Origin of the sequence: Oceanobacillus alkalisoli (assembly GCF_021556485.1) — a bacterium.
Taxonomy (GTDB): domain Bacteria; phylum Bacillota; class Bacilli; order Bacillales; family Amphibacillaceae; genus Oceanobacillus; species Oceanobacillus alkalisoli.
This window is the reverse complement of record NZ_JAKGBW010000002.1, coordinates 178,699-205,078: the sequence shown is the minus strand read 5'-3', so window position 1 is coordinate 205,078 and position 26,380 is coordinate 178,699. Positions and strand designations below refer to the sequence as shown.

27 protein-coding genes are annotated in these 26,380 nt (G+C 41.2%); 5 read left to right on the top strand and 22 right to left on the bottom strand.

Translation table 11 applies throughout. From position 1 onward, the window contains the following. Positions 1–7: 7 nt before the first annotated feature. The 8 genes from lgt to uvrB form a co-directional block, all read right to left on the bottom strand. A complete protein-coding gene (gene lgt, locus LZD48_RS03185) occupies positions 8–865 on the bottom strand; it encodes a prolipoprotein diacylglyceryl transferase (RefSeq protein WP_235761289.1) in 858 nt (285 codons plus the stop codon). Positions 866–877: 12 nt separating this feature from the next. After that, positions 878–1,813, bottom strand: coding sequence for an HPr(Ser) kinase/phosphatase (gene hprK / locus LZD48_RS03180; protein ID WP_235761288.1), 936 nt, complete (start codon positions 1,811–1,813; stop codon positions 878–880). 128 nt (positions 1,814–1,941) lie between these two features. Continuing rightward, positions 1,942–2,283, bottom strand: coding sequence for a phage holin family protein (locus LZD48_RS03175; RefSeq protein WP_235761433.1), 342 nt, complete (start codon positions 2,281–2,283; stop codon positions 1,942–1,944). Between the two features lie 2 nt (positions 2,284–2,285). After that, positions 2,286–2,480, bottom strand: coding sequence for a PspC domain-containing protein (locus LZD48_RS03170; protein ID WP_235761287.1), 195 nt, complete (start codon positions 2,478–2,480; stop codon positions 2,286–2,288). A gap of 75 nt (positions 2,481–2,555) precedes the next feature. Further along, a complete protein-coding gene (gene bshB2, locus LZD48_RS03165; RefSeq protein WP_235761286.1) occupies positions 2,556–3,227 on the bottom strand; it encodes a bacillithiol biosynthesis deacetylase BshB2 in 672 nt (223 codons plus the stop codon). Positions 3,228–3,275: 48 nt separating this feature from the next. After that, positions 3,276–3,629: a YojF family protein gene (locus LZD48_RS03160; RefSeq protein ID WP_235761285.1), complete on the bottom strand. Its 354-nt coding sequence runs from the start codon at positions 3,627–3,629 to the stop codon at positions 3,276–3,278. A 671-nt stretch (positions 3,630–4,300) separates the two neighbouring features. Further along, entirely contained in the window at positions 4,301–7,183 is a 2,883-nt protein-coding gene (gene uvrA / locus LZD48_RS03155) for an excinuclease ABC subunit UvrA (protein WP_235761284.1), read from the bottom strand. 8 nt (positions 7,184–7,191) lie between these two features. After that, on the bottom strand, positions 7,192–9,174 hold the full coding sequence (gene uvrB, locus LZD48_RS03150) for an excinuclease ABC subunit UvrB (protein WP_235761283.1): 1,983 nt from the start codon (positions 9,172–9,174) through the stop codon (positions 7,192–7,194). A gap of 606 nt (positions 9,175–9,780) precedes the next feature. Here uvrB and moaC point away from each other — a divergent pair. After that, positions 9,781–10,269, top strand: a complete 489-nt coding sequence (moaC, locus tag LZD48_RS03140; RefSeq protein ID WP_235761282.1) for a cyclic pyranopterin monophosphate synthase MoaC — start codon at positions 9,781–9,783, stop codon at positions 10,267–10,269. Here the strand turns inward: moaC and LZD48_RS03135 are convergent. From LZD48_RS03135 to LZD48_RS03110, 6 genes are all read right to left on the bottom strand, one after another. After that, positions 10,266–10,799, bottom strand: a complete 534-nt coding sequence (locus tag LZD48_RS03135) for a MogA/MoaB family molybdenum cofactor biosynthesis protein (protein WP_235761281.1) — start codon at positions 10,797–10,799, stop codon at positions 10,266–10,268. The two genes, moaC and LZD48_RS03135, sit on opposite strands and share 4 nt — an antisense overlap. 9 nt (positions 10,800–10,808) lie before the next feature. After that, on the bottom strand, positions 10,809–11,396 hold the full coding sequence (gene mobA / locus LZD48_RS03130) for a molybdenum cofactor guanylyltransferase (RefSeq protein ID WP_235761280.1): 588 nt from the start codon (positions 11,394–11,396) through the stop codon (positions 10,809–10,811). 5 nt (positions 11,397–11,401) lie between these two features. Further along, entirely contained in the window at positions 11,402–11,635 is a 234-nt protein-coding gene (gene moaD, locus LZD48_RS03125) for a molybdopterin converting factor subunit 1 (RefSeq protein WP_235761279.1), read from the bottom strand. A gap of 46 nt (positions 11,636–11,681) precedes the next feature. Then, positions 11,682–12,497: a formate dehydrogenase accessory sulfurtransferase FdhD gene (gene fdhD / locus LZD48_RS03120; RefSeq protein WP_235761278.1), complete on the bottom strand. Its 816-nt coding sequence runs from the start codon at positions 12,495–12,497 to the stop codon at positions 11,682–11,684. Positions 12,498–12,511: 14 nt separating this feature from the next. Beyond that, on the bottom strand, positions 12,512–14,863 hold the full coding sequence (locus LZD48_RS03115; RefSeq protein ID WP_235761277.1) for an FdhF/YdeP family oxidoreductase: 2,352 nt from the start codon (positions 14,861–14,863) through the stop codon (positions 12,512–12,514). A gap of 702 nt (positions 14,864–15,565) precedes the next feature. Further along, positions 15,566–16,039, bottom strand: a complete 474-nt coding sequence (locus LZD48_RS03110) for a hypothetical protein (RefSeq protein ID WP_235761276.1) — start codon at positions 16,037–16,039, stop codon at positions 15,566–15,568. Between the two features lie 107 nt (positions 16,040–16,146). On the opposite strand from LZD48_RS03110, the gene LZD48_RS03105 reads away from it, so the two are divergent. Beyond that, positions 16,147–16,494 (top strand): HesB/YadR/YfhF family protein, encoded by a 348-nt coding sequence (locus LZD48_RS03105; protein WP_235761275.1) that lies wholly within the window; start codon positions 16,147–16,149, stop codon positions 16,492–16,494. 31 nt (positions 16,495–16,525) lie between these two features. Here LZD48_RS03105 and LZD48_RS03100 read toward each other — a convergent pair whose 3' ends face one another. The 5 genes from LZD48_RS03100 to LZD48_RS03080 form a co-directional block, all read right to left on the bottom strand. Beyond that, positions 16,526–17,698 (bottom strand): hydroxymethylglutaryl-CoA synthase, encoded by a 1,173-nt coding sequence (locus LZD48_RS03100; protein ID WP_235761274.1) that lies wholly within the window; start codon positions 17,696–17,698, stop codon positions 16,526–16,528. A 168-nt stretch (positions 17,699–17,866) separates the two neighbouring features. Further along, positions 17,867–18,433, bottom strand: a complete 567-nt coding sequence (locus LZD48_RS03095) for an NADPH-dependent FMN reductase (RefSeq protein ID WP_235761273.1) — start codon at positions 18,431–18,433, stop codon at positions 17,867–17,869. Between the two features lie 160 nt (positions 18,434–18,593). Further along, on the bottom strand, positions 18,594–19,037 hold the full coding sequence (locus tag LZD48_RS03090) for a hypothetical protein (protein ID WP_235761272.1): 444 nt from the start codon (positions 19,035–19,037) through the stop codon (positions 18,594–18,596). Then, positions 19,030–19,812, bottom strand: coding sequence for a hypothetical protein (locus LZD48_RS03085; RefSeq protein WP_235761271.1), 783 nt, complete (start codon positions 19,810–19,812; stop codon positions 19,030–19,032). Before LZD48_RS03085 ends, LZD48_RS03090 begins: the two co-directional genes overlap by 8 nt. Before the next feature lie 21 nt (positions 19,813–19,833). Continuing rightward, complete coding sequence (locus LZD48_RS03080) at positions 19,834–20,256, bottom strand: hypothetical protein (protein WP_235761270.1); 423 nt, start codon at positions 20,254–20,256, stop codon at positions 19,834–19,836. Between the two features lie 454 nt (positions 20,257–20,710). Here LZD48_RS03080 and LZD48_RS03075 point away from each other — a divergent pair, with 454 nt between their 5' ends. Continuing rightward, a complete protein-coding gene (locus LZD48_RS03075) occupies positions 20,711–21,106 on the top strand; it encodes an RDD family protein (RefSeq protein WP_235761269.1) in 396 nt (131 codons plus the stop codon). A gap of 171 nt (positions 21,107–21,277) precedes the next feature. Beyond that, positions 21,278–22,315, top strand: a complete 1,038-nt coding sequence (locus tag LZD48_RS03070; protein WP_235761268.1) for a PTS sugar transporter subunit IIC — start codon at positions 21,278–21,280, stop codon at positions 22,313–22,315. Positions 22,316–22,369: 54 nt separating this feature from the next. On the opposite strand, the gene LZD48_RS03065 is transcribed toward LZD48_RS03070, so the two are convergent. The 3 genes from LZD48_RS03065 to LZD48_RS03055 are packed head-to-tail and all read right to left on the bottom strand — an operon-like array spanning position 22,370 to position 24,312. Then, positions 22,370–22,924 (bottom strand): hypothetical protein, encoded by a 555-nt coding sequence (locus LZD48_RS03065; RefSeq protein WP_235761267.1) that lies wholly within the window; start codon positions 22,922–22,924, stop codon positions 22,370–22,372. Positions 22,925–22,984: 60 nt separating this feature from the next. Beyond that, positions 22,985–23,674 (bottom strand): deoxynucleoside kinase, encoded by a 690-nt coding sequence (locus LZD48_RS03060; RefSeq protein ID WP_235761266.1) that lies wholly within the window; start codon positions 23,672–23,674, stop codon positions 22,985–22,987. Continuing rightward, entirely contained in the window at positions 23,671–24,312 is a 642-nt protein-coding gene (locus tag LZD48_RS03055; protein ID WP_235761265.1) for a deoxynucleoside kinase, read from the bottom strand. The genes LZD48_RS03060 and LZD48_RS03055 overlap by 4 nt, the downstream gene beginning before the upstream one ends. Before the next feature lie 482 nt (positions 24,313–24,794). Here LZD48_RS03055 and LZD48_RS03050 point away from each other — a divergent pair, with 482 nt between their 5' ends. Continuing rightward, positions 24,795–26,336 (top strand): multicopper oxidase family protein, encoded by a 1,542-nt coding sequence (locus LZD48_RS03050; RefSeq protein WP_235761264.1) that lies wholly within the window; start codon positions 24,795–24,797, stop codon positions 26,334–26,336. The last annotated feature ends 44 nt before the right edge of the window (positions 26,337–26,380 follow it).

The window sequence follows — 26,380 nt, the reverse complement described above, 5'->3', positions numbered from 1 at the left end:
TTCAAACTTAACGTTTTTTCTTCTTGTTCTTTCGGCCTTTCTTTGGCTCAGGTAAATCTAAATATCTTGCCGATTCCGTTTTACGTCGATAAATGATCAAGATAATCCCCAGCACAATTAACATCGCCGAGACAACTTGTGCAGTTCGTAAACCTTCTATAATATATAGACTATCTGTCCGCATTCCTTCAATAAAGAAGCGCCCAACAGAATAGAAAATGAGGTAGTTTAAAAATATAACGCCACGCGTTGGGTTGTATTTCCGCAGAAGCAGCAAGAATACAAACACAAGTATATTCCAGATGGACTCATAAAGAAACGTTGGGTGATACATTACACCTTCAATTGTCATTTGGTTCATAATAAAGTCTGGCAAGTATTGAAGAAAATTATTATAAGCCGCTTCTGAAACTGCTTCTCCATGAGCTTCCTGATTCATGAAATTTCCCCAGCGGCCGATGGCTTGTCCAAGAATCAAGCTTGGTGCCATAATATCGGCAAGCTTCCAAAAAGATAGCTTTTTCATTCTCGAATAAACGATTGCTGTTAGAACTCCACCGAGAACCGCTCCATGAATCGCAATTCCGCCTTCCCATATTGCAAACACTTTCCAAAATGGTCCGCCAGCATAACGCTCCCATTCAAAAGTAACGTAAAAAATGCGTGCAGTTATAATTGCGATAGGGATAGCATAGACGACGAAATCAATGATTGTATCTTTATTCCATCCGAGCCTTTCCGCTTCTTTCATCGCTAAATAAATACCTAATAATGCACCAAAGGCAATAATGACGCCGTACCAATAAATCGTAAAAGGTCCCAGTTCCAGCATTACCCGGTCTAATGGCTCTACCGTATAAATCAAAAGAACACCCCTCTACTCCATCATATTTCTTTCACTTTGAATAATATCGGTTAGCCGCTCGGAAAATAGTTCGGCTGTGTTAATTCCCATAAGCTTCAGCCGGAAGTTCATTGCGGCCACTTCAATAATTACAGCAAGGTTTCTTCCTGGGCGTACTGGAATCGTTGCTTTCGGCAGCTTGACATCCATAATTTGCAATGTATCTTCATCCAAACCAAGGCGATCATACTGCTTCGTTTCATCCCAGTTTTCCAGATGAATGGCAACTGAGATACGTTTTTTCGTCCTTACTGCTCCAGCACCGAATAATGTCATCACATCAATAATCCCTAATCCACGAATTTCCAGCATATGCTCAAGAATTTCCGGTGAGCTGCCAATAAGGCTGTCGTAATCTTCTTGATAAATTTCAACACTGTCATCCGCAACGAGACGATGACCACGTTTAACCAGCTCCAGTGCTGTTTCACTCTTTCCGACACCACTTTGTCCGGTAATCAGCACGCCTACACCATAAATATCAACAAGTACACCATGCATGGAAGTCGTTGGCGCGAATTTTCCTTCTAAGTAGTTGGTTAATCGACTTAGTACCCGAGTTGTTTTCCGGGGGGAGCGGAGAATCGGTACTCCCGCTTCATCTGCAACTTGAATTAATATTTCTGGAATATCCATCCCTCGTGAAACAACAATCCCCGGGGTAATGTCTTCGCAAAGTCTAACAGCTCGGTCGTGCTTTTCTTCTTCGGATAATTCTAGAAAATAGGCCATTTCAGTACGCCCGATTAGTTGCAGTCTTTCTTTTGGATAAAAATCAAAAAATCCCGTCATTTCTATTCCTGGCCGAGAAATATCACTCGTAATGATTTCTCGGTTGATTCCTTGGGCTCCGGCTACTAATGTTAAAGTAAAGTTATCGAGCAGATCTTTTGTACGTACCCTCACCATTATCATCCCTCCATTGAATGAATCGAAGTCACTGTATTTTCCAACATTATGTATATAGAAGTTTCACTTTATTGTAGCATAAAGCCTCAAAAAATCGTAGGCGGGTGGCCTACGATTTCGATTGGTAGTTAATTTTTCATTAATCCGCCGAGCACGAGGGTGATAAGCGAAATAATGATGGATGCGATAAAAGCTGTGCCGAAGCCGTCAATGACAAAGGATGTTCCCATCAATGCTTGAGTTGCCATTAACGTAATGGCATTAATGACAAGCAGGAACAACCCGAATGTTAAGATTGTAATTGGTAAAGTCAAGATAATCAAAATCGGCTTCAAAATCACATTTAATATAGCTAGAATGATACTTGCCAATATCGCTGTTCCGATCCCTGCAATATGAAAGGAGGTGAAGATTTCATTCACAATTAACAACGCGACTGTATTTAGTGCTAGGGACAGTAAAAATCGCATCATTAATAGATCTCCACATCTTTAGGAATGATTAACGCTGCAACTAGGTAAACCAATGCAACGGTACTAAAACTCATAATAAGTAAGATAATAAAAATCACGCGTAAAACAGTAGCATCAACATTCAAGTAATCGGATAAGCCACCAAACACTCCAGCTACGTACCGATTATCAGATGAACGATAAAGTTTTTTCATAAAATCCCTCCTAAGTATAACAACACTTACCTGTTATACGAATAAGCACGAAAAAATGTTTCATAGTAAGTGCATTTAATCGTTATATTTCCATATATAAAATTGCTCCGTCGAGAAATTATTCGCTACCTTTTTTTTAAATTCTTCTTGACTAAAACCAGGTTGCATAAATTGCGATAGAACCCCTGCAGCTTGAGTCTTATGGGCATAAATCGCATCGAGCTTCGTATCAATTTCTGCACGGACATCATTTATAACATCAGGTTTTCCGAGGACCTCCGTATAGTTCCTGCTGATTGCCTGCGCCCAAACGACTGGACGCTCGCTCTTATCCATCATACGAACCGCTTCAATCGCCGCTGCCCCAAGCGCATGGTGATCAGGATGAACGGCATGATCCGGATAATGAGTAATAACTAGAGATGGCTTTATTCTATCCAGATATTCCTTGAGATTAGTCGCAACCTTCGTCCGGTCTTCAAATTCAAGGGTTTTATCCCTAAACCCTAGCATCTCGACTTCCATATCCAGAACCCGGGCTGCTTCCAGCAATTCTTCTTTTCTTATTTCCGATAATGATTCTCTGTTCGCAATTGGGGGATTCCCCATATTCCTGCCCATTTCACCTAATGTTCCACATAAATATGTCACAGGAACACCTTGTTTTCGGTATTGGATTATTGTACCTGCTGCACCAAATGATTCATCATCTGGGTGCGGATATATAACCACAACATGTTTTTCCATATCTATCACCTATTTTCTATTCTTTCCATTTTAAATATTCGTTTCTGCTTAATTGGAAAATGGCTGTTCACTAATTTGCAGTGCCACCATCAATCTACCTTCTCGATCATGACCAGCAAGTAATAATTGATTTTCTTCCGTTACCGTCCAATCCGTTAAGCCTTCCGCGTAAATCCAACCGATTTCCAGCTTCAAGCCGACTCGGTATACATGATTATTTTCAATGATTTTAGCATTTGTAAATTTCACTTCAGCATTCCGAATGAAAGCTCCAACCGTATACGCTTTTTCATTTATATGACTCGCGTAAGCACCGTTTGTTGTTTCAAGGTGGATATAAACTGACTTATTGATCCGATCATCCAAATATGCTTGAATTTTTGATACATTAATAGGTTCCATTCCATTTTCCTCCTACATTACTCTAGTTTAAATGTACATAAACTAAAGGTTGCCGTCAAAAATTACGGCCTGATAAATGACATTTAACATTGCTTTCATACAGCGTAAGTGTGCCAAACTCGGAAACTTTCTACTGGAGGCCCGCAGTCCAGACACCTCTCGCACCTGCTGAGCGGTCGGCAAGCCTCCTCACGCTAAGCACTAAGGGGTCTCGCCAGGCTTACCTCCGAACAGGTAGTTCTAATGCCGGTGTTGGTCACAGGACGTGACCGTTTTTAGCTGGCCTCCCGCAGGAGTCTCGAGGTGTCTGAACTGCTACCAGGAAAGAACAAATTTAGATCACTGTTTATTATTCCAAAAATATAATTTTATCGTGACATGGCACTGGAATAATTTCTATTTAAAATAACCATCTTACCAGTTCAGTTGCCCGGTGGACGGTGACTCCTGCGGGAACAGCACGAGCCTGGAGACCCCACAGGGCGCGAGCCCGAGGAGCTCTAGCAGTGCCTAAGGATGCGCATCCGTCCACCGGGCAACTGAACGGCGATTAGAGAGCGAACCATAAGAACGTGCAAAATACTTACGCTGAATGAAAGTGTGAAACGTTTTTGGATATAAAAACACCCCAGATTTGCTGATAGCTAAGTGTCTGGGGTGTTTGTAACGGATTAATTGCTTAATGTTTCTTTTTCCTTCATTCGTTCATCCATCCGCTTCCGGTCACGTTCAAGAATTGGTTTCAAATATTTTCCTGTATATGATTTATCCGATTTCTTAGCAATATCTTCCGGTGTTCCGGTCGCAATAATCTTCCCGCCACCTGAGCCACCTTCAGGCCCTAAGTCGATAATATGGTCGGCAGTCTTAATGACATCGAGATTGTGCTCGATGATCAGTACGGTATCACCATTTTCAACAAGACGGTGAAGTACCGTCAATAACCGTTTAATATCATCGGTGTGAAGGCCTGTTGTCGGTTCATCCAGAATGTACAAAGATTTTCCGTTTGAACGTTTATGAAGTTCACTTGCAAGCTTCACCCGCTGCGCTTCCCCGCCGGATAAAGTCGTTGCCGGTTGTCCCAGTTTAATGTAACCAAGACCAACATCATAAATTGTCTCGATTTTACGCTTAATCTTTGGGATTGCGCTGAAGAATTCGCGTGCTTCTTCCACACGCATATTCAATACATCCGCAATGCTTTTCCCTTTATATTTCACTTCAAGCGTTTCCCGGTTATATCGCTGTCCATGACAAACTTCACAAGGAACGTAAACGTCAGGAAGAAAATGCATTTCGATTTTAATGATCCCGTCACCTTTACACGCTTCACAACGTCCGCCTTTCACATTAAAACTGAAGCGGCCTTTTTTATAGCCGCGAATTTTCGCTTCATTCGTCTGAGCGAAAACATCACGGATATCATCGAACACGCCGGTATAAGTTGCCGGGTTGGAACGTGGTGTTCTGCCGATTGGTGACTGATCGATCTCGATGATTTTATCCAAGTGTTCGATTCCTTTTATTTCTTTATGTTTACCAGGTTTTCTTAAACGGGAACGGTAAAGCTTTGTGGATAAAGCTTTATAGATAATTTCGTTTACGAGCGTACTTTTCCCTGAACCCGAAACCCCTGTCACTACATTAAATAATCCAATCGGGATTTTTGCATTTACCTTTTTCAAGTTATTTTCTTCAGCACCGATTACTTCTATATAACGATCATCTGGTTCCCGTCTTGTTGCCGGTAATGGAATGAATTCTTTGCCAGCCAAATATCTGCCAGTTAAGGACTCATCATCTTTCATCACGTTTTCCGGGGTGTCACTCGCAATAATCTCACCGCCATGTTCACCAGCCCCTGGCCCAATATCAATAAGCCAGTCCGCTGCAAGCATCGTATCTTCATCATGCTCCACCACGATTAATGTATTATCGAGGTCACGCATTTTTTTCAATGACTCAATTAACTTATCATTATCCCGTTGATGCAGCCCAATGGAAGGCTCATCCAATACATAAAGAACACCTGTTAATGCGGATCCAATCTGGGTTGCAAGCCGGATTCGCTGCGCTTCCCCACCAGATAGTGTTCCTGCCGAACGAGCAAGTGTCAAATAATCGAGCCCAACGTTATTTAAAAAGCTGAGCCGGTCTTCGATTTCTTTAAGAACGAGTTTAGCAATCTGTTGTTCTTTTTCAGATAGCTTCAGATCTTTAATAAAATCAATTGCATCCACTACAGAATACTCGGTAATCTTACTAATATGCTTACCATCAATCAGAACAGAGAGAGCTTCTCTCTTCAACCGGTGACCTTTACAAGTCTTACAATTGTTCACCGCCATATATTTCTCGAGTGTCTCTCTTATAAAGTCGGACGATGTTTCATGATAACGGCGATTGATGTTCGTCATCACACCCTCGAAGATAATTTCCACGTCACGGACTTTTCCGAAATCATTTTTGAAATAGAAACGGATTTTCTCTTTTCCGCTTCCATATAAAATGATGTCCATCTGTTTTTTCGGTATATCTTTAACCGGAATATCCATCGGTATGCCGTAATGGTCACAGACACTCTTTAATAGTTGCGGATAATATTGAGAACTAATGGGCTTCCATGGTAAAATCGCATGCTCCTCAAGTGTCAAGTTCCAGTCGGGAATTACAAGATCTAAGTCAACTTCAAGCTTTGTCCCAAGGCCATCACAAGTTGGACAAGCCCCGAACGGACTGTTAAAGGAAAACAATCTTGGTTCGATTTCTCCGATGGAAAACCCGCATATCGGGCATGAATGGTGTTCGCTGAATATAAGTTCTTCTTCACCAATCACATCCACGATAATCCGACCCTCACCTAATCTAAGCCCCGTTTCAATCGAGTCTGCAAGACGGCCTTCAATATCCGGTTTAACAACAACGCGGTCGATGACTACTTCAATCGAATGTTTCTTATTCTTCTCAAGACTAATATCTTCATGAATTTCCCGCATCTCCCCGTCAATTCGCAGGCGAACATAACCTTCTTGGCGGAGCTTTTCCAAGACCTTGACATGCTCACCCTTTCTCCCGGAAACAACAGGAGCAAGAATCTGCATTCGAGTCCGTTCTGGATATTCCATCACGCGGTCCACCATCTGTTGCACCGTTTGTGATGTGATTTCTATACCGTGATTCGGACAAATTGGATGTCCTACTCGCGCATACAGCAATCGTAAATAATCATAAATTTCCGTTACAGTCGCAACGGTTGATCTCGGATTGTTACTCGTCGTTTTCTGGTCAATCGAAATTGCCGGTGATAAGCCTTCAATCACGTCTACATCTGGTTTATTCGTTTGACCAAGAAACATTCTGGCATAGGCGGACAATGACTCAACATAACGTCTTTGTCCTTCTGCATAGATCGTATCAAAGGCAAGAGAGGATTTCCCTGAGCCGGATAGACCGGTGACAACGACCAATTTATTCTTTGGTATCGTCACATCTATCCCTTTTAAGTTATGCTCTCTTGCTCCTTGGACGACGATTTGTTTTTTCTCTGGCATGTACATGCTCATCCTTCCGCTTTAAGTTCGAAAACAATATCACGAAGTTCCGCTGCTTTTTCAAAGTCAAGCGCTTTTGCTGCCTCCCGCATATCCTTTTCGAGTTGCTCGATAACTTGCGGGCGGTTTTTCTTCGTAACTTGGGCAAAACTTGTAATCTTTTTCTCTTTTACTCCTTCATCTTCTGCTTCTATTGTTGCTTTAATGACATCGCGTATATCTTTCTTGATTGTTTTTGGTGTAATTCCATGTTCTTCATTATAGGCAATTTGTATTTGTCGTCTACGATTGGTCTCGTCTAGTGCCTTCTGCATCGAGTCGGTTACCTTGTCAGCATACATAATAACTTCCCCTTTTTCATTACGGGCGGCACGGCCAATTGTTTGAATAAGGGAACGCTCGGAACGCAGGAAGCCTTCTTTATCTGCATCTAAAATAACGACAAGTGAAACTTCCGGTATATCTAATCCTTCCCGGAGCAGGTTGATTCCAATCAAAACATCATATTTTCCAACCCGTAAATCGCGAATAATTTCAATTCGCTCTAGGGTTTTAATCTCTGAATGCAAGTAAGCTACTTTGATGCCAAGTTCTTTCAGATAGTCGGTCAAATCCTCTGACATTTTCTTCGTTAAGGTCGTGACCAGGACTCGTTCATTACGCTCGGTCCGTTCATTGATTTCCTCAATCAAGTCATCAATTTGACCTTCAATTGGGCGTACTTCAATTTTTGGATCAAGTAATCCTGTCGGTCGGATGATTTGTTCCGTCATTTCCGGTGTATGCTCCAGTTCATATGGACCAGGTGTTGCCGATACATAAATGAGTTGATTCGTCTTCTCTTCGAATTCTTCAAAACGGAGCGGCCGATTATCGAGTGCGGATGGCAGCCGGAAACCATGGTCGACTAACACTTGTTTTCTCGCCTGGTCTCCATTATACATCCCCCGAATTTGCGGTAATGTAACATGGGACTCATCGATAACGACTAAAAAGTCTTCCGGGAAATAATCAACCAATGTATACGGAGTCGCTCCAGCCTCTCTTAGTGTAAGATGGCGGGAATAGTTCTCGATCCCTGAGCAAAAGCCCATCTCTCGCATCATCTCGAGATCATAATTCGTCCGCTGTTCAATCCGCTGTGCTTCCAGTAGTTTATTTTCCGAACGTAACACTTTCAAGCGTTCTTCCAGCTCTTTTTCAATGTTTTGAATTGCTTTTTTCATAATATCTTCCCTGGTAACGAAGTGGGATGCCGGGAAAATTGCCACGTGTTCCCTGTCACCGATAATTTCCCCAGTTAGGGCGTCTACTTCACGAATCCGGTCAATCTCATCACCAAAAAATTCAATTCGGATACAGTGTTCCTCACGAGAGGCTGGAATGATTTCTACTGAATCACCACGAACGCGGAACGTACCACGCTGGAATTCAATATCATTTCTTGCATATTGTATATCTACTAAATCCCGTAATAATTGGTCACGGTCCTTCTCCATCCCCATTCGTAAGGAAAGGACTTGGCTCCCGTATTCTTCCGGGCTACCGAGACCATAGATACAGGATACACTTGCGACAATAAGTACATCCTCGCGCTCAAATAAAGCCGAGGTTGCAGAGTGCCGTAATTTATCTATTTCATCGTTCACACTTGCATCTTTTTCAATGAAAGTGTCTGTTGATGGTACATACGCTTCTGGCTGGTAGTAGTCATAATAGCTGACAAAATATTCTACCGCGTTATTTGGGAAAAACTCTTTAAACTCACTATATAGTTGACCTGCTAAGGTTTTATTATGAGCAATAACGAGTGTCGGGCGGTTAATTTCCTTTACCACGTTCGAGACGGTAAATGTTTTCCCTGTCCCTGTTGCACCAAGTAATGTCTGGTGTCTTTGACCTGCCAAAACCTTTTGCACAAGTTCGTCGATTGCCTGTGGCTGATCACCAGCCGGTTCGTAATTCGATACGAGTTCAAACTTATTTTCCACGAGTTCAGCCTCCCTAAATATCTACTACCTATTTTACCACAAATGGATTAAATAATTAAAGAAAAACGAACATCTATTCGTTTGATATTTAAATAATCAGTGAAGAAAATATAAAAACACATGTTATATAGAGCTATATGAACTTCTATCGAGGGACTGCTCAAGTCATGTTTCTCATACCACGTTGCTGCTGGACGGACGATAACTGAGAATAATCCAGAACTTGTCATCCGAAAATCAACACAGACTAAAAGATCGACTTTTCCGCGTCGTGCCTCGCCTTGAGGATTTAAATATTTACTTTGTCCTAAATCCTATAGAAAAACGACAAAAAAGATGTGATAAACATCACGCCATTCTTACTATTTGTATAATAATTGCGTTATTCATTGTCAATATCAATCTAATTCATTAAACTCGTAATAAAGTGAAACTTCATTCAGTGGGGGGCTTTTCTCTCCACTGAATGTTAGTTGAACAGAATCAGGGATTTACGGGCTGTTCATCCCCCTCCTTCACACTTTGAGTTTCCCTCATGTTGGGGGGAAGGGGTATTACAGACCGTTAATGCGTGGTAAAGTGAAACTTCATTGTGGAGGGATGATTATGACAGAGTTTACACATTTTGATGAAGCAGGACGAGCAAGAATGGTCGATATAACGGAAAAAAAAGCTACTAACCGGACAGCTACAGCACGGTCTAGTGTGAAGATGTCTCAAGACATCTATAAAAATATCGTCGAACAGAAGAATAAAAAAGGGGATGTACTTGGAGTTGCGGAAGTTGCTGGTATTATGGGGACGAAGCAAACATCCAACTTGATTCCAATGTGTCACCCAATTGCCATTAGCGGTGTATCCATTCAATTTGAATGGGATGGACTGGAGACAGGGGACTATGAATTAATTATTATCGCGGAAGTAAAAACAATCGGCAGCACCGGCGTGGAAATGGAAGCATTAACTGCCGTTACGACAGCCGCCTTAACCGTCTATGATATGTGTAAGGCAATCGATAAAGGAATCGTCATCGGAGAAACCTATCTACTCCAAAAAAGTGGTGGAAAAAGCGGAGATTACAAGCGGGAGTATTAATATCCCCGTTTGTAATCTCTGTCTAAGTCCTTTTTAAGTTCGCGAACCCCATGGGCAATTTCTGGCAAAATTAATTTCTCCATTGCTAAGCGGACTGCTCCCGTTGAGCCAGGAACGATGAAAACGAGCCGATGATTGATAGAGCCGCAAGTCGCACGGGAGAGCATACTGGCACTTCCGATATCCTCTTCATAACTGATCATGCGGAATAATTCCCCGAACCCTGGCAGCTCCTTTGTAAATAGAGGTTGCACCGCTTCTATCGTCACATCCCTTGCAGCAATTCCCGTACCACCGTTTAAAATAATCGCATCCACATTTTGATTTTTCACTAGTAGTTTCATCGATGCTTTGATAATTTCGGCATCATCCGGGACGATTTCATAACAAGTAACTTCATAACTCGCTTCCGTCAGTAAATCAATAATAAGTTTACCGCTTTTATCATTTTGTTTATTTCGTGTATCACTTACTGTTAATACCGCACAATTTATTAATTTTGGTGCAAATGCTTTATGTTCTTCATGCATCCTAATCCCTCAATCCCTATACCGAATATGGCTGTCAAAGTCCTCTAGCCGGTTAATGTTAATAAAAGGTTTTTCCTCCGTAAACGGTACAAATTTTACATTTGCTTTATCTAGCAGTGCGCGCATATGCAACCGATCCGTTTCCAACAAGGTTTTGATTTCTTGTTTAAGTGTGTGATGATAAAGTCCAATCAATGGTTGCAGTCTTTCATTCACTACTGGAATCACTGCTTGCACTTTCTTTCTTTCTGCAAGTAGCCGTTTGAAAACTTCTGCTTTCATGAAGGGGACATCAGTTGGTATAATCACATACCAACAAGCTTTTTTCTCGAGCATTGCCGTATATATTCCAGCAAGAGGGCCTTTTCCGGCAAACGTTTCCATATCGGTAACAATTTCCACTTTCAAATCAGTTGGAAACTTACCTTTCAGATCTTGATTTGTAATCAGAATGATGTCATCAACAACTGGTGCGATTGCATCAAGCGACCACCGGAAAAATGATTTATTATCTTTCTCTGCAAACGATTTGGGGGTGCCAAATCTACGTGACCTCCCACCCGCGAGAATCACTCCAACAACGTTTTCTGGCATCATACTACTTAACCACCGCTGACCGGAGGAATAAATGCAACGGTATCACCTGACATAATCGCGTCTTCTTCTTTTGCATACTCTTCGTTAATTGCTGTCATAACGCCACTTAAATTCAACTGTGGATAATCTGTTTGAAGTCTTTCTTTCAACTGTTCGACATTGACATTTTCTAACGGAATATTCAGGCTCGTTTTCCCTGCCGTTTCCTGTAACTCAGCAAATAGTAATACTTTAATCAACCAGCACCCTCCTCGCCTTTACAGTTATCACAAAAATAGTAGCACATCATAAATCAGTCTGCAAATGGGGGTGTATTCCGTGCACACGGTCAGGACGAGTATAAATATTCATCCGGTCATCCCTCACAAATCCAATGACGGTTATTCCTAGTTCATCAGCAAGCTTCACCGCAAGATCCGTAACAGCAGATTTAGATAGGATGATTCCAATTCCCATCTTAGAAGTTTTCAATAACACTTCTGATGAGATTCTTCCGCTGAAGACGACAAGTTTTTCCTTTGCAGAAATTTTATCACGGAGCATCGCACCAAATATCTTATCGAGTGCATTATGTCTCCCGATATCACTCCTAGTGAGTAAAACTTCAGTCGATGTTGCAAGAGAAGCATTATGAACTCCTCCTGTACGTTTAAATTCAGGAGAACTATCCATCAATTTCTTCATCAACTGCATACATTGGTGAACCGTCACTTCCAGCCTGCTCGTTATTGTCTTCGCTACCCGAGCATCATTTTTAAAATAAAACTGACGGCTTTTCCCGCAACAAGATCCAATCAGACGGCTGGAATGATCAAATTGATCTGGTTGTACCGGCTTGTGGAGTGCAATGTGAGCAAAGCCAGTATACAGATCAACTTGGATATCTTTTATTTCTGCTACGGTGCGGATAACTCCTTCCGAAGCAAGAAATCCGACAACGAGATCTTCCAGCTCTCCCGGGGAGCAAACAATTGTTGCAAATTCATAACCATCGAGCATTAAAGTTAAGGGAAATTCTGTAGCTATCACTTCCGAAACACTTTCCTGATGGGTTCCCTTTATCTTAATCGTCTTCCAGCCGACCTCACCTGCTATGCTCATCAGGATCCCCCTCCTTAACTTGGTTCTAATTCCAATTCCTCGATACGCTTCTCTCTATATTTCATATCTTTATGCGCATAAAAACTGTCTGCTTTCTCAACAATGACCAGGGTCGTATATTCAGGTATACCGGCGAATTCTTCATATACGCCTTGCGGGATGACAACATTACCTTCTGGCCAGTGAAGTTCGATGTTTCCTGCTTTAATATTTACGAACTTTGCTTCCCCTTTATACATCCCATATTGATTATAAACAACAACTGGATCACCTTCCGCAATCCCAACTTCTTCCGCATCCATTTCATTCATTAAAACATCATCTCGGTCTGCAGCATTAAACGGATCCATATCGTCATAAATCATCGAATTAAATTGCTTTCCTCTTCTCGTCGTAACATGAAAATGTCCTTCCGGTTTCCGGTGTTCCGGAATCTCAACCGCAATTAAATTTCCCCTTCCGTCCGGAGTCGGGCATATCCCGTCTTCACAGAGCCAGGCCCCTCCCCACTGGAATAAATCACCTCGATTTTTAAGATGCTGAATGCCATCATAGTTCGGTGCTGCCTCAGCGATTTCTTTTCGTATTTCCGCAGCGGAAATAAAGTTGATTAAATCACTTTCTTCGGGCTTAACACGTTTCGCTAAATCCACATAAACCTCCCACTCACATCTTGCTTCTTCAATCCGCGGTCCCTTTATCTCTGGTGAAAAATAAACCATCCGCTCCGTCGACGTCGAAGTTCCTCCCCCTTCTTGCTCATATCTCGTCATGGCAGGAAGGACAATCACCGCTTCTTTCGCATCGACCAAAGTAGATGTGTTGAAGATGATGTCCTGATGCACCCGGAGATCGATATTTGCTAAACAGCGTTCCACAAACTCCGGATTCGGCATCGTTTCAAGGAAATTGCCGCCTGATAAATAATAGAGGGAAAGATGACGTTCATGGTTCTCCGGAAGTAAAGCATTTTCCAAGGAAACTCCAACAATATCTCCTTGCCACTTCGGAATCGAAAAGCCCCAAATTTCCTCTACGCGTTCTCGGTTGTCCCTATCCATTCCACCACCGGGCAAAACAAATGGATCTGCTCCCATTTCGCCGGATCCCTGTACACCAGAATGGCCGCGAATTGGCATTAATCCACAATATTCCCGTCCTAAAAAGCCACGCAATAAAGCAAGATTTGCAACTTGAGATACATTATCCGTTCCAAAGCGGTGCTGAGTCAGTCCCATCGACCAAACGAAAACAGCGGATTTGGATTTGGCAAGCAGTTGTGCTAATTCCAGCATTCTTTCCCTCGTAATACCAGAAGATGTTTCCAACGTCTCCCAATCATAGGCGATTACCTTTTCTTTAAGCACTTCCAACCCGTTAACATGTTCTGCAATAAATGCATGATCAAGCGCGGATCCAGGGTTCTTTTCTTCCATTTCAAACCAGTGTTTCATAATCCCATGCATAAACGCAATATCACCACCAATATTCACTTGATACACGTCATCCGCAATTTTCGTTCCGAATAAAGCAGATTCTGGAATCGACGGCACCCAATATTCATCCATTGCAGGTTCATAGTAAGGATTGATAATAATGATTTTTGTCCCTTTTCGCTTTGCAGCATACATATATTTCGTTGAGACCGGCTGGTTATTTGCTGCAACCGATCCCCAGAATAAGAGGACATCTGTGCCAATCCAATCCTTGTAATTACATGTAGATGCTCCGACACCAACTGATCTCGTAAGGGCTGTTTTGGAAGGCGAGTGGCAGATCCGAGATGCATTATCAATATTATTTGTACCGAGAAAACGGGAAACTTTCGCTAGCGTATAATACACTTCATTTGTAATTCCCCGTGAAGTCGTATAGAAACCATATCGCTTCGGATCAAGCGACCGCATTTTTTGCGCAATCCGTTCAAGCGCCTCATCCCAGGTTAATCTTCTGAAACGATTGTCTCCTGGTTCCCGAATGAGCGGGTACGGAATCCGACCCAACTTCCTCAGTTCGGTGCTTGAAAGCTTCTTTAATTCCTCTATATCGGAGTGCAATATTTCCTTTTTTATTGCGGGCATCGTGTTTAAACGAAGTACATTGAGACGGGTAGTGCATACATGCGGCCCTTTTAATGTCTGGTCCTGCAAGCCGGAAACACCGAGAGCACAGCCATCACAGACACCTTGTGTAAGAATCCGTGTAGCGTAAGGCAGATTATCTTTGTTTTCCCAAACCACTCTCATTGTATCGCGAATATGGTGCGGTTTTACTTTTCCAAGTCCAAAAGGCATCTTACTTACCCACAGACTCGGATCCGGTCGCTTCGATAACTTCACCGGACCAGTATGTTTCGTTTTTCCCAACTAAACCCCTCCTCACCAATGATAAATCGATTGTTACATAACTTTAACTTTGGCCGTCTCAAACAGCTAGATGTATCATTAAATCTTGATGTTATAGACCCCATACGAAAGAGTTATTACGTTTCAAATAACCCGTTAGCCGTTGTCACTTTCATACAGCGTAAGTAATTTGCTCATTCTCTTGAAATGCTCTTTAATCACCGTTCAGTTGCCCGGTGGACGGATGCGCATCCTTAGGCACGGCTAGAGCCTCCTTGGGCTGAGCACTAAGGGGTCTCCAGGCCCGTGCTGTTCCCGCAGGAGTTACCGTCCCCCGGGCAACTGAACTGGTTGGAATAGTACCGTGTCACGATAAAATTATATCTTTGGAATAATAAATAGCGTTCTAAATTAGGTTTTCCTGGCAGCAGTCCAGACACCTCGAGACTCCTGCGGAAGGATAGACCTGGCGAGACCCCTTAGTGCTCAGAGCGAGGAGGCTTGCCGGCCGCTCAGCAGGTGCAAGAGGTGTATGGACTGCGGATCTCCAGTACAAAGTTTCCGAGTTAGGCACACTGACGCTGTATGAAAGTGATCAGTGGTTTATTAACTGGTTTTTTCCAGCAGAAAGCTGGGCTATAATTTAATTTATGAGTTTTCTATATTTTACAACAATAAGACGTATATGTAAACGCATTCAACCACGTGAAATTCTGCTGCTTTTTAAAAAAGAACAGTGTGGAGCGCTACAAAGAAAAATAATAAAAAGCCAAAGATTATATGCATCCGGCGTTTCTTTACACTTGGGAAATACAATCGAAACCATCCGGAGAGAACCATGCAGATGAGAGTGATGATCGCTCCCACTCCGCTCCACATTTTCATATTCATCCATAAGAAACCAAACCGGTGAATAATGATGGCCGCATGAAGGATAATGAGAAGAAGGGCCGTCGTGCCTACCCAGCGATGGAATGGATAAATTCGCTTCGAGATTGTTGCAAGTTTAATTTTCTTCTTGCGATCAGGTGTATTCCGGATGGTCGAAAAAAATGCATGCCTTGTCCAATTGAATAAAATCAAAAATAAACCTGCAAGTCCAAACATGATATGAATGGGAAGATGCGCGTATTGATCAGCTAATGAAAACAGAACCGTGATAAATAGTAATATATTTATGTATAGCCAGATACTCATTCGAAACAACCTTCCTATCTGTTTTTTTCTATGTATTATCCTACCATCTTAACGAGCTTTCTGGTGAAGATTCGTTATCTTTTCTTAAGAATTAGGAATATGATAAAATGAAGAGAAGTCATACCTTTGAGAGGAGGATACAGAGATATCTCTGTACATACATCATGAAAATACAAGTATCAGATAAAGCGCATCAGTGGTACATCGAAGAAATGGGGTTAGAAAAAGGTGACGGGGTCCGTTTTTTCGGTAAAGTTTATGGAAAAACTGAAGTACATGATAATTTCTCCGTTGCAATTAATATTGATCAACCAAATGATCCATTAGTTACCGAATCAGTGGACGGGATTACGTATTTTATAGAAAAAAGTGACGAATGGTTCTTTAGAGGGTATAACTTCCATGTGGAATATAATGAACAACTTGATGAAGTAACCTACCATTTTGTTAAATAAAAAACTGGGACATGTTGTCCCAGTTTTTTATTTAATTATTACGGTTTACATAGATTCGTTTATGATCTTCCACTCCAGATAAGTAGACTGCAGCAGGGTCGTTTGCAGCATCGAGGCTGGTGGTTGAACCGTCTGCTGGTAAGGTGTCAGCAAATATTTCCTCATATTCCTCTACACTTACTTCCTGACGCGCTTTAAAGAGCTCCTCATGCTGATTCACGTATAGATGTTGTTGATAACCATGCTGCAGAATCCCTGTGAAGAATTCACCAACTGCACCTGAACCATAACTATATAACCCAATTCTGTCGCCACCCTTTAAACTGTCATTTTTCTCAAGAAGAGAAAGTAAGCTCAAGTACAAGGAACCAGTGTAAATATTACCGACTTTCCGGTTATATTGAATACTTGTCTCATAATGTGCTCTCAAGCGTTCTCCGCAAGCTTCCGTTCCTTCTTCCAGAATAGTGCGTAAAGCTTTCCAGCCCATCTTCGTATATGGAACATGGTAGCAGAGTGCAGCGAAGTCTTCTAAGCTGCGGCCGGTTTGTTCTTTATATTTTTCCCATACGGTGTTGAAAAAATGAATATACTGTTCATTTGAAAATTTACCGTCGACGCAAGCTGTATCGGAGTAAAGCGGGCGCCAGAAGTCCATAATGTCATTCGTAAAATATGTACTTTCATTTTCTATCGCAAGTAATTTTGGATCTTTGCTTATAACCATAGCTACTGCTCCTGCTCCTTGGGTTGATTCACCAGGAGTTGCCAAACCATACCTTGCAATATCTGAACCAATCACCAACACTTTACTTTTCGGATTTAAAGCAATATGACCTTTAGCCATTTGAATTCCTGCAGTGGCACTATAGCAAGCTTGCTTCAGTTCAATCGAACGAGCATAAGGATTCAAGCCTAATAAGTGATGAATATAAACTGCTGCAGATTTAGAATGATCAATTCCTGACTCCGTACCGAAAAGTACAAGGTCGATTTTTTCCTTGTCCACTTCATCTAATACTTGTAACGCGGCATTGGCAGCGAGTGTCACTGCATCTTGTGTAACTGGAGCAAGCGCCATTTCATCTTGGCCAATCCCAATTGTAAACTTATCCGGGTCAATTCCTCTTGCTTCTGCGAGCTTCACCATATCTACATAATAATGCGGTGCATAAAAACCAATCTTATCAATTCCAATTTCCACTAGCGATTCCTCTTTTCCCTATATATTCCACTTCAAAAGTGATGTTTTTCACATATTTATTTTTCAGCAATATTTAAATTTTAATATAAATAGTCGAAAGAAAGCAAATGATATAGGATAATTTAAAAAACGGCTAAAGAATAATTGCACCTCTTTAGCCGCTTTCAATTAGAAACCATATTCCGCTTCTTTTGCTGTTCGAATATCTCTTAAGGCATGTGTTAAAGATACGGTATCTTCGATTAAACGTTCGATTCGGAAATGAATATCATCATTCATGATTTCTTTCCGGTAGAAGTCTTTTTCTTCAATAAACACATACGACTGCGTAAGTTGGCCTTTCATGTATGAAATGATTGGTTTGATTTGTGTCTCTGGGATCAGATAGTGCTTAGAGGAACCCGCTGTAACGACAATACTTACAACCTTATCTTGGAATGCTTGCTCTGGAAGCAAATCAAAAATATTCTTCAGAGTAGCCGGCATCGAGGCCTGGAAAATCGGTGTTCCAACTACGATTGCATCAGACTCCATCAATGTTTTCGTTACAAAGCCTGCATCACCTGTATATTCCAAATAATTTCTCCCGTCACTGAATGGGATATTATAATTAGCTAAATCTAGCATCGTTACCTCGATATCCGGATATTTATCTTTAAACACCGTTTCTACATACTGGAGGGCTGTCCTCGTCTTGGATCCGACAATCGACCCTTGCAGTAATGCCACTTTCATCCTTGTCCACTCCTTAACTTCTCCATATATAATCAGATATAATAAGTTAGTTTCGCTTTATAAGTATTTTAATTAATAACTTCATGCAATACAATTGAAACGAACTGGAGATGGTAAAAATTAAGGAAATGACAAAAAAGAAGAGGAATGAAATGACTATTCACTCCACTTCCTCTCTTACAATTTCAAGCTTGATTTCTTCCATTTCCGTCGCTGCTTCCTGGAAGATGCGTTCTAGTTCATTTTCCATTACCTTTTTTCTTTCGGGATCTATTTCTCGGATTTCATTAAGTTCAGCAATTTGTGTATCCGTATGTTCCCGCAGAATGGTAAGCTGCCTTTGCTTCTCCACTTCAACAAATTCATCCCACTCTTGGTCAACTTCTGCAATCTGTTCAGCAAGAACCTCTTTCAGACGCTCTGTCTGTATTGCTTGCTCTTCTTTAATTGCATTATCGAGTTCTACAATCGAGCGCTCCGTCTTAACATCGAACCAGCTCGTTATTATTCCTGAAAGGGAAGAATCAGCAACCGTAGCAGTAATCCCTCCACCAAACAGAAAAATAATAAATATTGTAAGTGAAATAATCCATTTCTTATTCATTGATGCTCGATACGACATCGTCAAGCGCTGTTTTTGCTTCTTCACCAAGTTGCTGGGCGGTTACCGTAATTAACTCCTTTTGTTCGTCCGCAAGCCTTGTTACGACTTGTGTAACATCTTCGCGAAGATCACGAATGGTCCAATCCACTTGGTTCATTAAATTCCTAGTCGTAATCTCCTGATTCTCAGCTACTTCTGCTGCAAGCATTTCCTGTGCTTGACGAATTGCTTCTTCCAGCTCTTCAACTGCTTCATCCCTCGCTTGTCCGATATCCGCTGTTAATTGTTCAATTGCTACATTTCCTCTATCTGCTGTATATGCAGTAAGATCATCCGTTGCAAAGTTTAGAGCAGCATTCGCATTATTTCCGATTTCTAAATACCCATCAAGAAACACGTTGTAAAACTCTAAGCCAATTCCAGCTAGAATTTCCTGTTGCTCTATATCAATCTCACCGATATGCTCAAGTTTCGCTTGAATAATTTCTTCTAAGGTTTCTCCAGTTGCAAGTTCCCTGCTTAGGTCAATATCGATGCCAACCTGTTCTTTCAGCTGGTCATATTCAGCTTGCAGCTCCGGTAAGCGACTTTCCATATATGCTTCCGTATCAGTTTCAATCTCAGCAACCGTCTGATTGAACAAGTCATCGTACCAAGCACGAAGCTGTTCTCCAGCATTTGTCGACGCAAACACCGCTCCTGCGCTCCAGACGACAACAATAGCTAATCCAATCGAAATAACTTTCCCTTTGAATGTTTTAAGAAATGATTTCAACTAATAACTCCCCTTTTTTATTTATTTTTGTGCTAATAAATCGTTTAGATATGCTGCAATCTCTTTTTCTATTTCCACTTGTATCTGCACACCTTTTTCTATTTCATAAGCAGCATACACTTTTTTTGCCGATTGCTTCTCTAATAAATGATTTAATTGCGCCTCTAAGCCCTTCCCGTATCCCCTTACTTCCGATCTAACCTGCACCCTTTCTTTATCTAACAACACCTCCAAATCTTTCGAGTTTTCTTCCCTGATCCTCTCCCACTCCTTTTCTGATTTAATAGATTTATCATAAAAGTATGCTTGCATGCTCTGCACGACTTTCTGGGATGATTCTTTATGTAATTTCCATGGATTGTAATCACTTGCTGCTTGAATAGACACATTAAAAAAAGAAAGTAAAAGTAAAACGATTACTCCTGCTCGGATTATTTTTTGCATGTCCCTCCCCCTTTAACAGATGTTACGTCCAATCCTATCAGATGGAATAGTTAAAAGAATCGGATAATTAAACTATTTTTCTAATAGGAGGAAAGATAGTTTACTAGGAATCTTTCCGAAAGAGATAGACCTTAGACGCACTCAAATGCTAGGATCTATTTCCCGAAAGCATACTTTTCCTCGTATCTTTCTTTGCAGAGGACAAAAACATTAGAAAAACAGTCTAGCTTTAGAACTATAAACAAAAGGTATTTTTGCTAATCCATGACTTAATCATTAAAAAACTGCCATTCAGAATAAATTTCTGGAATAACACGCGTTTTTTCGACAATTTCTCTTTTCCTATCTAATGAAAAATGACAAAACTGAATCCAGTAGTTATTCATTTTATTGAAACCAATTCTATTAAAATTCGTATAGAGTAGGGAGATGATTAACGACAGGAGGAATTTCAATGGAAGCTTTGACAAAGAAACGATTAAAAGCCTCACTAATTGATGCTGGTATTAGCACTGTAGTTTCACTAGGCGTGGAATACTTCTTACGGAAAAAAATTAAAAATGAAGCCTTCCACACCATTGTATTGCCAATGTTGAGCCAGTACACATTAGAATACGTACAATTAAAAAATGGCGGGCAAACAATTGGTTACAGACTAATGGGAATTGAATTAAAAAGTGAGGATGGCAAAGGTTTGACTAGCGATCAAATTTTAAAAAGAATGCTGCACCGTGACACGACTAGCACTATCGCATACTTCAAAAATAGAGATAGCTTTGAAGCCCAAGCAGGCAGACTCTTCCCGCATGACCTCAAAACCGGCACAATTGTAAGAGAAGCAACAGAATAATGAAACGACAGCTCTTCTAATCAGATAGAGCTGTTTTTTTCTAGAAACAAACCATTTGATTTTTACTTTAATACATAAAAGCATTACTATATTAAAGAAAAATGATTGACTATTAACGAAACTCGTCATATAATTTACTCCAATTACGTTATACAGGGGAGACAAGGAGAGATGAAGGATTTTGTCAGCAAATTATTAAATGGGATGAGCATTGGGATTGTTGTTGCGTTAATTCCGAACGCTTTATTAGGGGAAATTTTAAAAATATTAATCCCATATTTTCCGTCTTTAGAACATTTATTTGATATTACGGTGATGGTTATGAGTCTACTACCTATCTTAATCGGGGTAATGGTTGGGGTTACATTTAAACTGACACCAATACAAACTGCTTCCGTCGGCATTGCAGCAATGATTGGCAGCGGGGCAGTCACAAAAACAGAAGAAGGATTATTTGCATTAAATGGAATTGGAATTGTTATTAATACTGGTATTACAGCGGCGCTTGCAGTCTTATTTGTCTTATGGATTGGTGACCGGTTGAAAGGCTATTCTATTTTATTAATACCGACATTAAGTATTATCGTGCCAGGGATGATTGGCTATGCGTTACTTCCTGTCATTCGTCATTCAACAGGACTGTTAGGGGAATTAGTTGCAGCAGTTACGACAATGCAGCCGGTACTGATGGGCGCATTGATTGCGGTAATCTTCTGTCTGATCATTCTATCGCCTATCTCTACTGTTGGTGTTGCAACAGTTATTATGCTTTCAGGGATTGGCTCTGGAGCAGCAAATCTTGGGATAGTTGCGGCTGGAGTTGGACTTGCAATTGCTAGTTATAAAGCGAATTCTCTTGGTACTGCTCTTGCCCATGTGCTCGGTTCGCCGAAGATTCAGATGCGGAATTTCTTAATGAAGCCGAAAATTGCTTTCCCGATGTTAGTTACAGCGGCATTGCTCGGTGGGCTTGCAGGAGTGCTGAATATTCAAGGGACACCATATAGTGCTGGATTCGGTCTATCCGGACTTGTTGGGCCGCTTAATTATATTAACCTGGCTGAAGGTGGCTGGACGTTGCATAATATCACAATTATGCTAGGGACATTCTTCATCTTACCAATTTTGTTAAATTTGGGGTTAATCTATGTGTTCTCAAGGAAGCTCAAAATGATTAAAGCAGAGGATTATAAATTAAACTTTGAATAGGGCCGAGGGTTGAACATCCCCCGTCCCTATTTCTTTTCCAATTCACATCGCTGTTCATTGTGTAATCTTTTCTTTATCTTTTGTTTTAGACGAGCTTGATTCACTTTTTAAAAATTGGAGAATAGTCGTTGTTGCTTCCCCTACCTTTTCTGCCAAATAATTTGTGCGTTCATATAATATACTGCGGAAATGATCGAGTTGGCGTACAACTTTTGCCGTTAAAGCCTCCTGCTCTTCCATCCGTTTCTTAAGGTCCTCCATCTTCGTTTGGTCAATGGCGAAACGTTTCGTGATTTCTTCCTGGCTCCTCAAATAAGCAGTGACTTGATTGGAAAGCTGTTCATTTTCCTTTGAGATAGCTGTCAATTTGGCTAATATATTTCCGTAGTCTGCCTCAAATTCTTCCCATTTCTGCCGGTTCCTTATATATTCCCTGTCAGCTGATGCTTTCATTCCAGCAAGATGCTCCCGAGTGGATACGTTAAAATCCTCCTGTTCTTTCAGCCTTTCAGAAGCACGGTCATGGACATAGATTACTTGATTGTTATCATTAACCGCTTCATCAGACTGATATATATCTTCGTAATCGCCATTGATATATAATCCCATGGTTTCACCCCTCGCTTGATTACTCCCATTATTTTATGCAGGAATCGACGAGTTAGCGACTTACCGGTGATCCCGAGTAAGCGGGATTGTGTAATTCGCTTTCCGTCGGCCAATCCTCCGTCCAATTTTTTCTAAGATTGGTTCAAGTGACGCTTCCTCGTTCAAGTCATAATCTGCAATATTAATCCGTAAAACAGGGCAAGCATTAAAGCTGTCAATCCACTTACTGTAACGCTCATGCATTTCTTCCCAGTAGCTAACCGGTGTTTTCTGCTCCATTTCCCGACCACGTTTGTTAATCCGCCCAATCACTTCATCTAAAGACCCTTCCAAATAAATCAATAAATCTGGATGTGGAAAATATGGTGTCATCACCATCGCTTCAAATAAATTTGTATATGTTTCATAGTCCGTCGGTGACATGGTACCTTTCTCATAATGCATTTTCGCAAATATTCCTGTATCTTCATAAATCGAGCGGTCCTGCACAAATCCTCCACCATATTCAAATATTTTCTTTTGTTCTTTGAAACGCTCTGCCAGGAAATAGACTTGTAAATGGAAACTCCACCGTTCAAAATCTTGATAAAAACTTTCCAAATAAGGGTTTTGCTCCACTTTTTCAAAAGATGTTTTAAAATGAAGTGCCTGTGCCAAGGAAGTAGTCATCGTTGACTTACCGACACCGACTGTCCCGGCAACTGTGATTACTGCGTCGTTCGGTATACCGTATTTCTCTCTCCAATTCATTTGTTTACTCCTTTAAGCCTCAACTGCTCGTGAATCATTTCTAATATTGTTTCCAGATGTTCTTGATTCTGCATGAAATCTGTTTTATCGCCGTCAATTCGGATAAGCGGGATATCCGGATGTCCTTTTTCAAATGCATCCATGAATTGTTTATAATCCTCTGTCAATTGCTGCAAGTACGTTGCTTCGATATTCTTCTCTATACCTCTTCCCCGTTTGCTAATCCGTTCCATAATCGTGTCAAGACTTCCGGTTATATAAATCATCAGATTAGGCAAGGGCATATCCTTCGTTAAAATTTCATATATTTGTCCATACTTATCAAGCTGGCTTTCATTTAATGTCCGTCTCGCAAAAATCATATTTTTTACAATATGATAGTCCGCGACGACTGGACGTGCGTTCTTCAGAAAATCATTTTCGATATCTTCTAGCTGCTTATATCGATTGCACAGGAAAAACATTTCCGTTTGAAAACTCCACTCATTTATATCTTCATAAAATTTGTCAAGAAAAGGATTCTCACTCACAATCTCTTTCAACAAATGAAATTCAAAATGACTGGCTATCTTTTTTGCAAGTGAAGTCTTGCCGATACCAATCGGACCTTCAATCGCAATAAAAGGTACTTCCGCCATCATTACTCCTCCTTCAAATTAGATCTTTCATATTTTATCATATTTCGCATGTTCAAACCATCGCGATTCGCTGCTTCTTTTTAACAATATAGTACATTCGCCTTTCCCAATTTTTAAATTAAAGCATTTATTATTATAAGCTCTATTTTCGCAACCTGAAAAAGCTACGTACACCTTTATACAAACTAAAAACTGCCAATTGCTTTCATACAGTGTAAGTGTGCCTAACTCGAAACTTTCTACTGGAGGTCCGCAGTCCAGACACCTCTCGCACCTGCTGAGCGGCCGGCAAGCCTCCTCGCGCTGAGCACTAGCAGTGCCTAAGGATGCGCATCCGTCCACCGGGCAATTGAACGGCGATTAGAACGCCAGTCTAGAGAATGAGCAAATCACTTACGCTGGATGAGAGTAATCGGCAATTCATTTAATGGCTAACCACAGATGCGAAAGTGGAGTTATTTGTAAGATATGAGGTGAAAAACATGCAGCGACTAGAAAAATTTGTAGATCCCCTTCCAATCTTGAACACACTCCAGCCAAACAAAAGGACAAAGCAAGGAGCGTATTACGATATTACAATGGAAGCATTCAAGACTAAATTACATCGTGACCTACCACGAACAACTTTATGGGGATATAACGGGCAATTTCCCGGTCCGCTAATTGAAGCCTTCCGCGATGAGCCTGTATCTGTAACATGGCATAACGAACTTCCAGACCGACATATTCTCCCAGTTGATACGTCGATTCACGGACTGGATAAACTCCCTACTGTACGTACAGTTGTTCATTTACATGGAATGGAAACAACTCAGGAAAGTGATGGCCATCCTGAAGCTTGGTATACAAGAAATTTCCAAATCACAGGACCGACGTTCAGCAAACGGACATTTCATTATCCAAATCACCAGCGAAGCACCTTGCTTTGGTATCATGACCATGCAATGGGACTGACAAGACTCAATGTATATGCCGGACTTGCCGGAATGTATCTGTTACGGGATAAACAGGAAGCATCCCTTAACCTTCCTAGTGGCGAGTATGAAATTCCGCTAATGATTACAGACCGAAGTTTCCATCCAGACGGTTCTTTATCCTATCCTGCACAACCGGCTGACGCAGGGCCGAATTTACCATATCCTTCGATTGTTCCGGCATTTTTAGGTGATACAGTTGTGGTGAATGGAAAAGTCTGGCCATATCTGGAAGTGGAACCGCGTAAATACCGTTTCCGCATTTTGAATGGATCCAATACGAGAGCTTATCAACTATTTCTTGATGATGGAAGTGTCCTTCATCAAATCGGGTCAGACGGCGGACTGCTTCGAAAACGGGTGGATATGGAGATAATCGGGCTTCAGCCTGCCGAACGAATTGATGTTATTGTTGATTTTTCACAACTAGCCGGGCAAACGATTACACTGAAAAACAATCTTGGTCCAGATGCGGATCCAGCTGACGAAATGGGAGATATTATACAATTCCGTGTCACGAATCATGTGAAAAATAAAGATACGAGCAATTTGCCCAGCAATCTTTCCTATGTGCCGTCTTTAAAACAAAACGATATCTCCACGGTCCGGTATTTAAAATTAGTCGGCTCAGCAGATGAATTCGATCGTCCGTTATTACTCCTAAACCATCTGAAATGGCATGACCCTGTAACAGAAAAGCCTAAGCTTGATTCAACAGAGATATGGGCATTTGTGAATACGACAGACTTTTCCCACCCTATCCATATCCATCTCGTCCAGTTTCAAGTGCTGGACCATCAAACCTTTGACCTTGAACGCTTCAATGAGGATGGGACGCTTATCTTTACAGGTTCACCTGAAGCGGCCAGCCCAAATAATCGCAGCTGGAAGGATACAATTGAAGTACCAGCTGGAACAGTGACTCGCGTGATTGCAAACTTTGGCCCTTATACTGGTGATTACGTATGGCATTGTCATATTCTTGAGCACGAAGATTACGATATGATGCGGCCGTTTCGGGTAATTACAGATGACGAGGACAAAAAATAAGGAAACCAGCTGGAAAAACTTACAATTTCCAGCTGGTTTTCTTA

Excerpts from the sequence above, each read along its gene's own strand:
- LZD48_RS03105 (WP_235761275.1), top strand. The coding sequence starts at position 16,147 with ATGAAGAGAAGTCATACCTTTGAGAGGAGGATACAGAGATATCTCTGT.
- LZD48_RS03135 (WP_235761281.1), bottom strand. The coding sequence starts at position 10,799 with ATGCATGAAGAACATAAAGCATTTGCACCAAAATTAATAAATTGTGCG.
- LZD48_RS03060 (WP_235761266.1), bottom strand. The coding sequence starts at position 23,674 with ATGAATTGGAGAGAGAAATACGGTATACCGAACGACGCAGTAATCACA.
- LZD48_RS03095 (WP_235761273.1), bottom strand. The coding sequence starts at position 18,433 with ATGAAAGTGGCATTACTGCAAGGGTCGATTGTCGGATCCAAGACGAGG.
- moaC (WP_235761282.1), top strand. The coding sequence starts at position 9,781 with ATGACAGAGTTTACACATTTTGATGAAGCAGGACGAGCAAGAATGGTC.
- LZD48_RS03050 (WP_235761264.1), top strand. The coding sequence starts at position 24,795 with ATGCAGCGACTAGAAAAATTTGTAGATCCCCTTCCAATCTTGAACACA.
- uvrA (WP_235761284.1), bottom strand. The coding sequence starts at position 7,183 with ATGCCAGAGAAAAAACAAATCGTCGTCCAAGGAGCAAGAGAGCATAAC.
- LZD48_RS03075 (WP_235761269.1), top strand. The coding sequence starts at position 20,711 with ATGGAAGCTTTGACAAAGAAACGATTAAAAGCCTCACTAATTGATGCT.
- LZD48_RS03170 (WP_235761287.1), bottom strand. The coding sequence starts at position 2,480 with ATGAAAAAACTTTATCGTTCATCTGATAATCGGTACGTAGCTGGAGTG.
- LZD48_RS03080 (WP_235761270.1), bottom strand. The coding sequence starts at position 20,256 with ATGCAAAAAATAATCCGAGCAGGAGTAATCGTTTTACTTTTACTTTCT.
- LZD48_RS03110 (WP_235761276.1), bottom strand. The coding sequence starts at position 16,039 with ATGAGTATCTGGCTATACATAAATATATTACTATTTATCACGGTTCTG.
- LZD48_RS03070 (WP_235761268.1), top strand. The coding sequence starts at position 21,278 with ATGAAGGATTTTGTCAGCAAATTATTAAATGGGATGAGCATTGGGATT.
- fdhD (WP_235761278.1), bottom strand. The coding sequence starts at position 12,497 with ATGAGCATAGCAGGTGAGGTCGGCTGGAAGACGATTAAGATAAAGGGA.
- bshB2 (WP_235761286.1), bottom strand. The coding sequence starts at position 3,227 with ATGGAAAAACATGTTGTGGTTATATATCCGCACCCAGATGATGAATCA.
- LZD48_RS03065 (WP_235761267.1), bottom strand. The coding sequence starts at position 22,924 with ATGGGATTATATATCAATGGCGATTACGAAGATATATATCAGTCTGAT.
- mobA (WP_235761280.1), bottom strand. The coding sequence starts at position 11,396 with ATGATGCCAGAAAACGTTGTTGGAGTGATTCTCGCGGGTGGGAGGTCA.
- LZD48_RS03055 (WP_235761265.1), bottom strand. The coding sequence starts at position 24,312 with ATGGCGGAAGTACCTTTTATTGCGATTGAAGGTCCGATTGGTATCGGC.
- LZD48_RS03090 (WP_235761272.1), bottom strand. The coding sequence starts at position 19,037 with ATGAATAAGAAATGGATTATTTCACTTACAATATTTATTATTTTTCTG.
- hprK (WP_235761288.1), bottom strand. The coding sequence starts at position 1,813 with ATGGTGAGGGTACGTACAAAAGATCTGCTCGATAACTTTACTTTAACA.
- LZD48_RS03175 (WP_235761433.1), bottom strand. The coding sequence starts at position 2,283 with ATGCGATTTTTACTGTCCCTAGCACTAAATACAGTCGCGTTGTTAATT.
- LZD48_RS03160 (WP_235761285.1), bottom strand. The coding sequence starts at position 3,629 with ATGGAACCTATTAATGTATCAAAAATTCAAGCATATTTGGATGATCGG.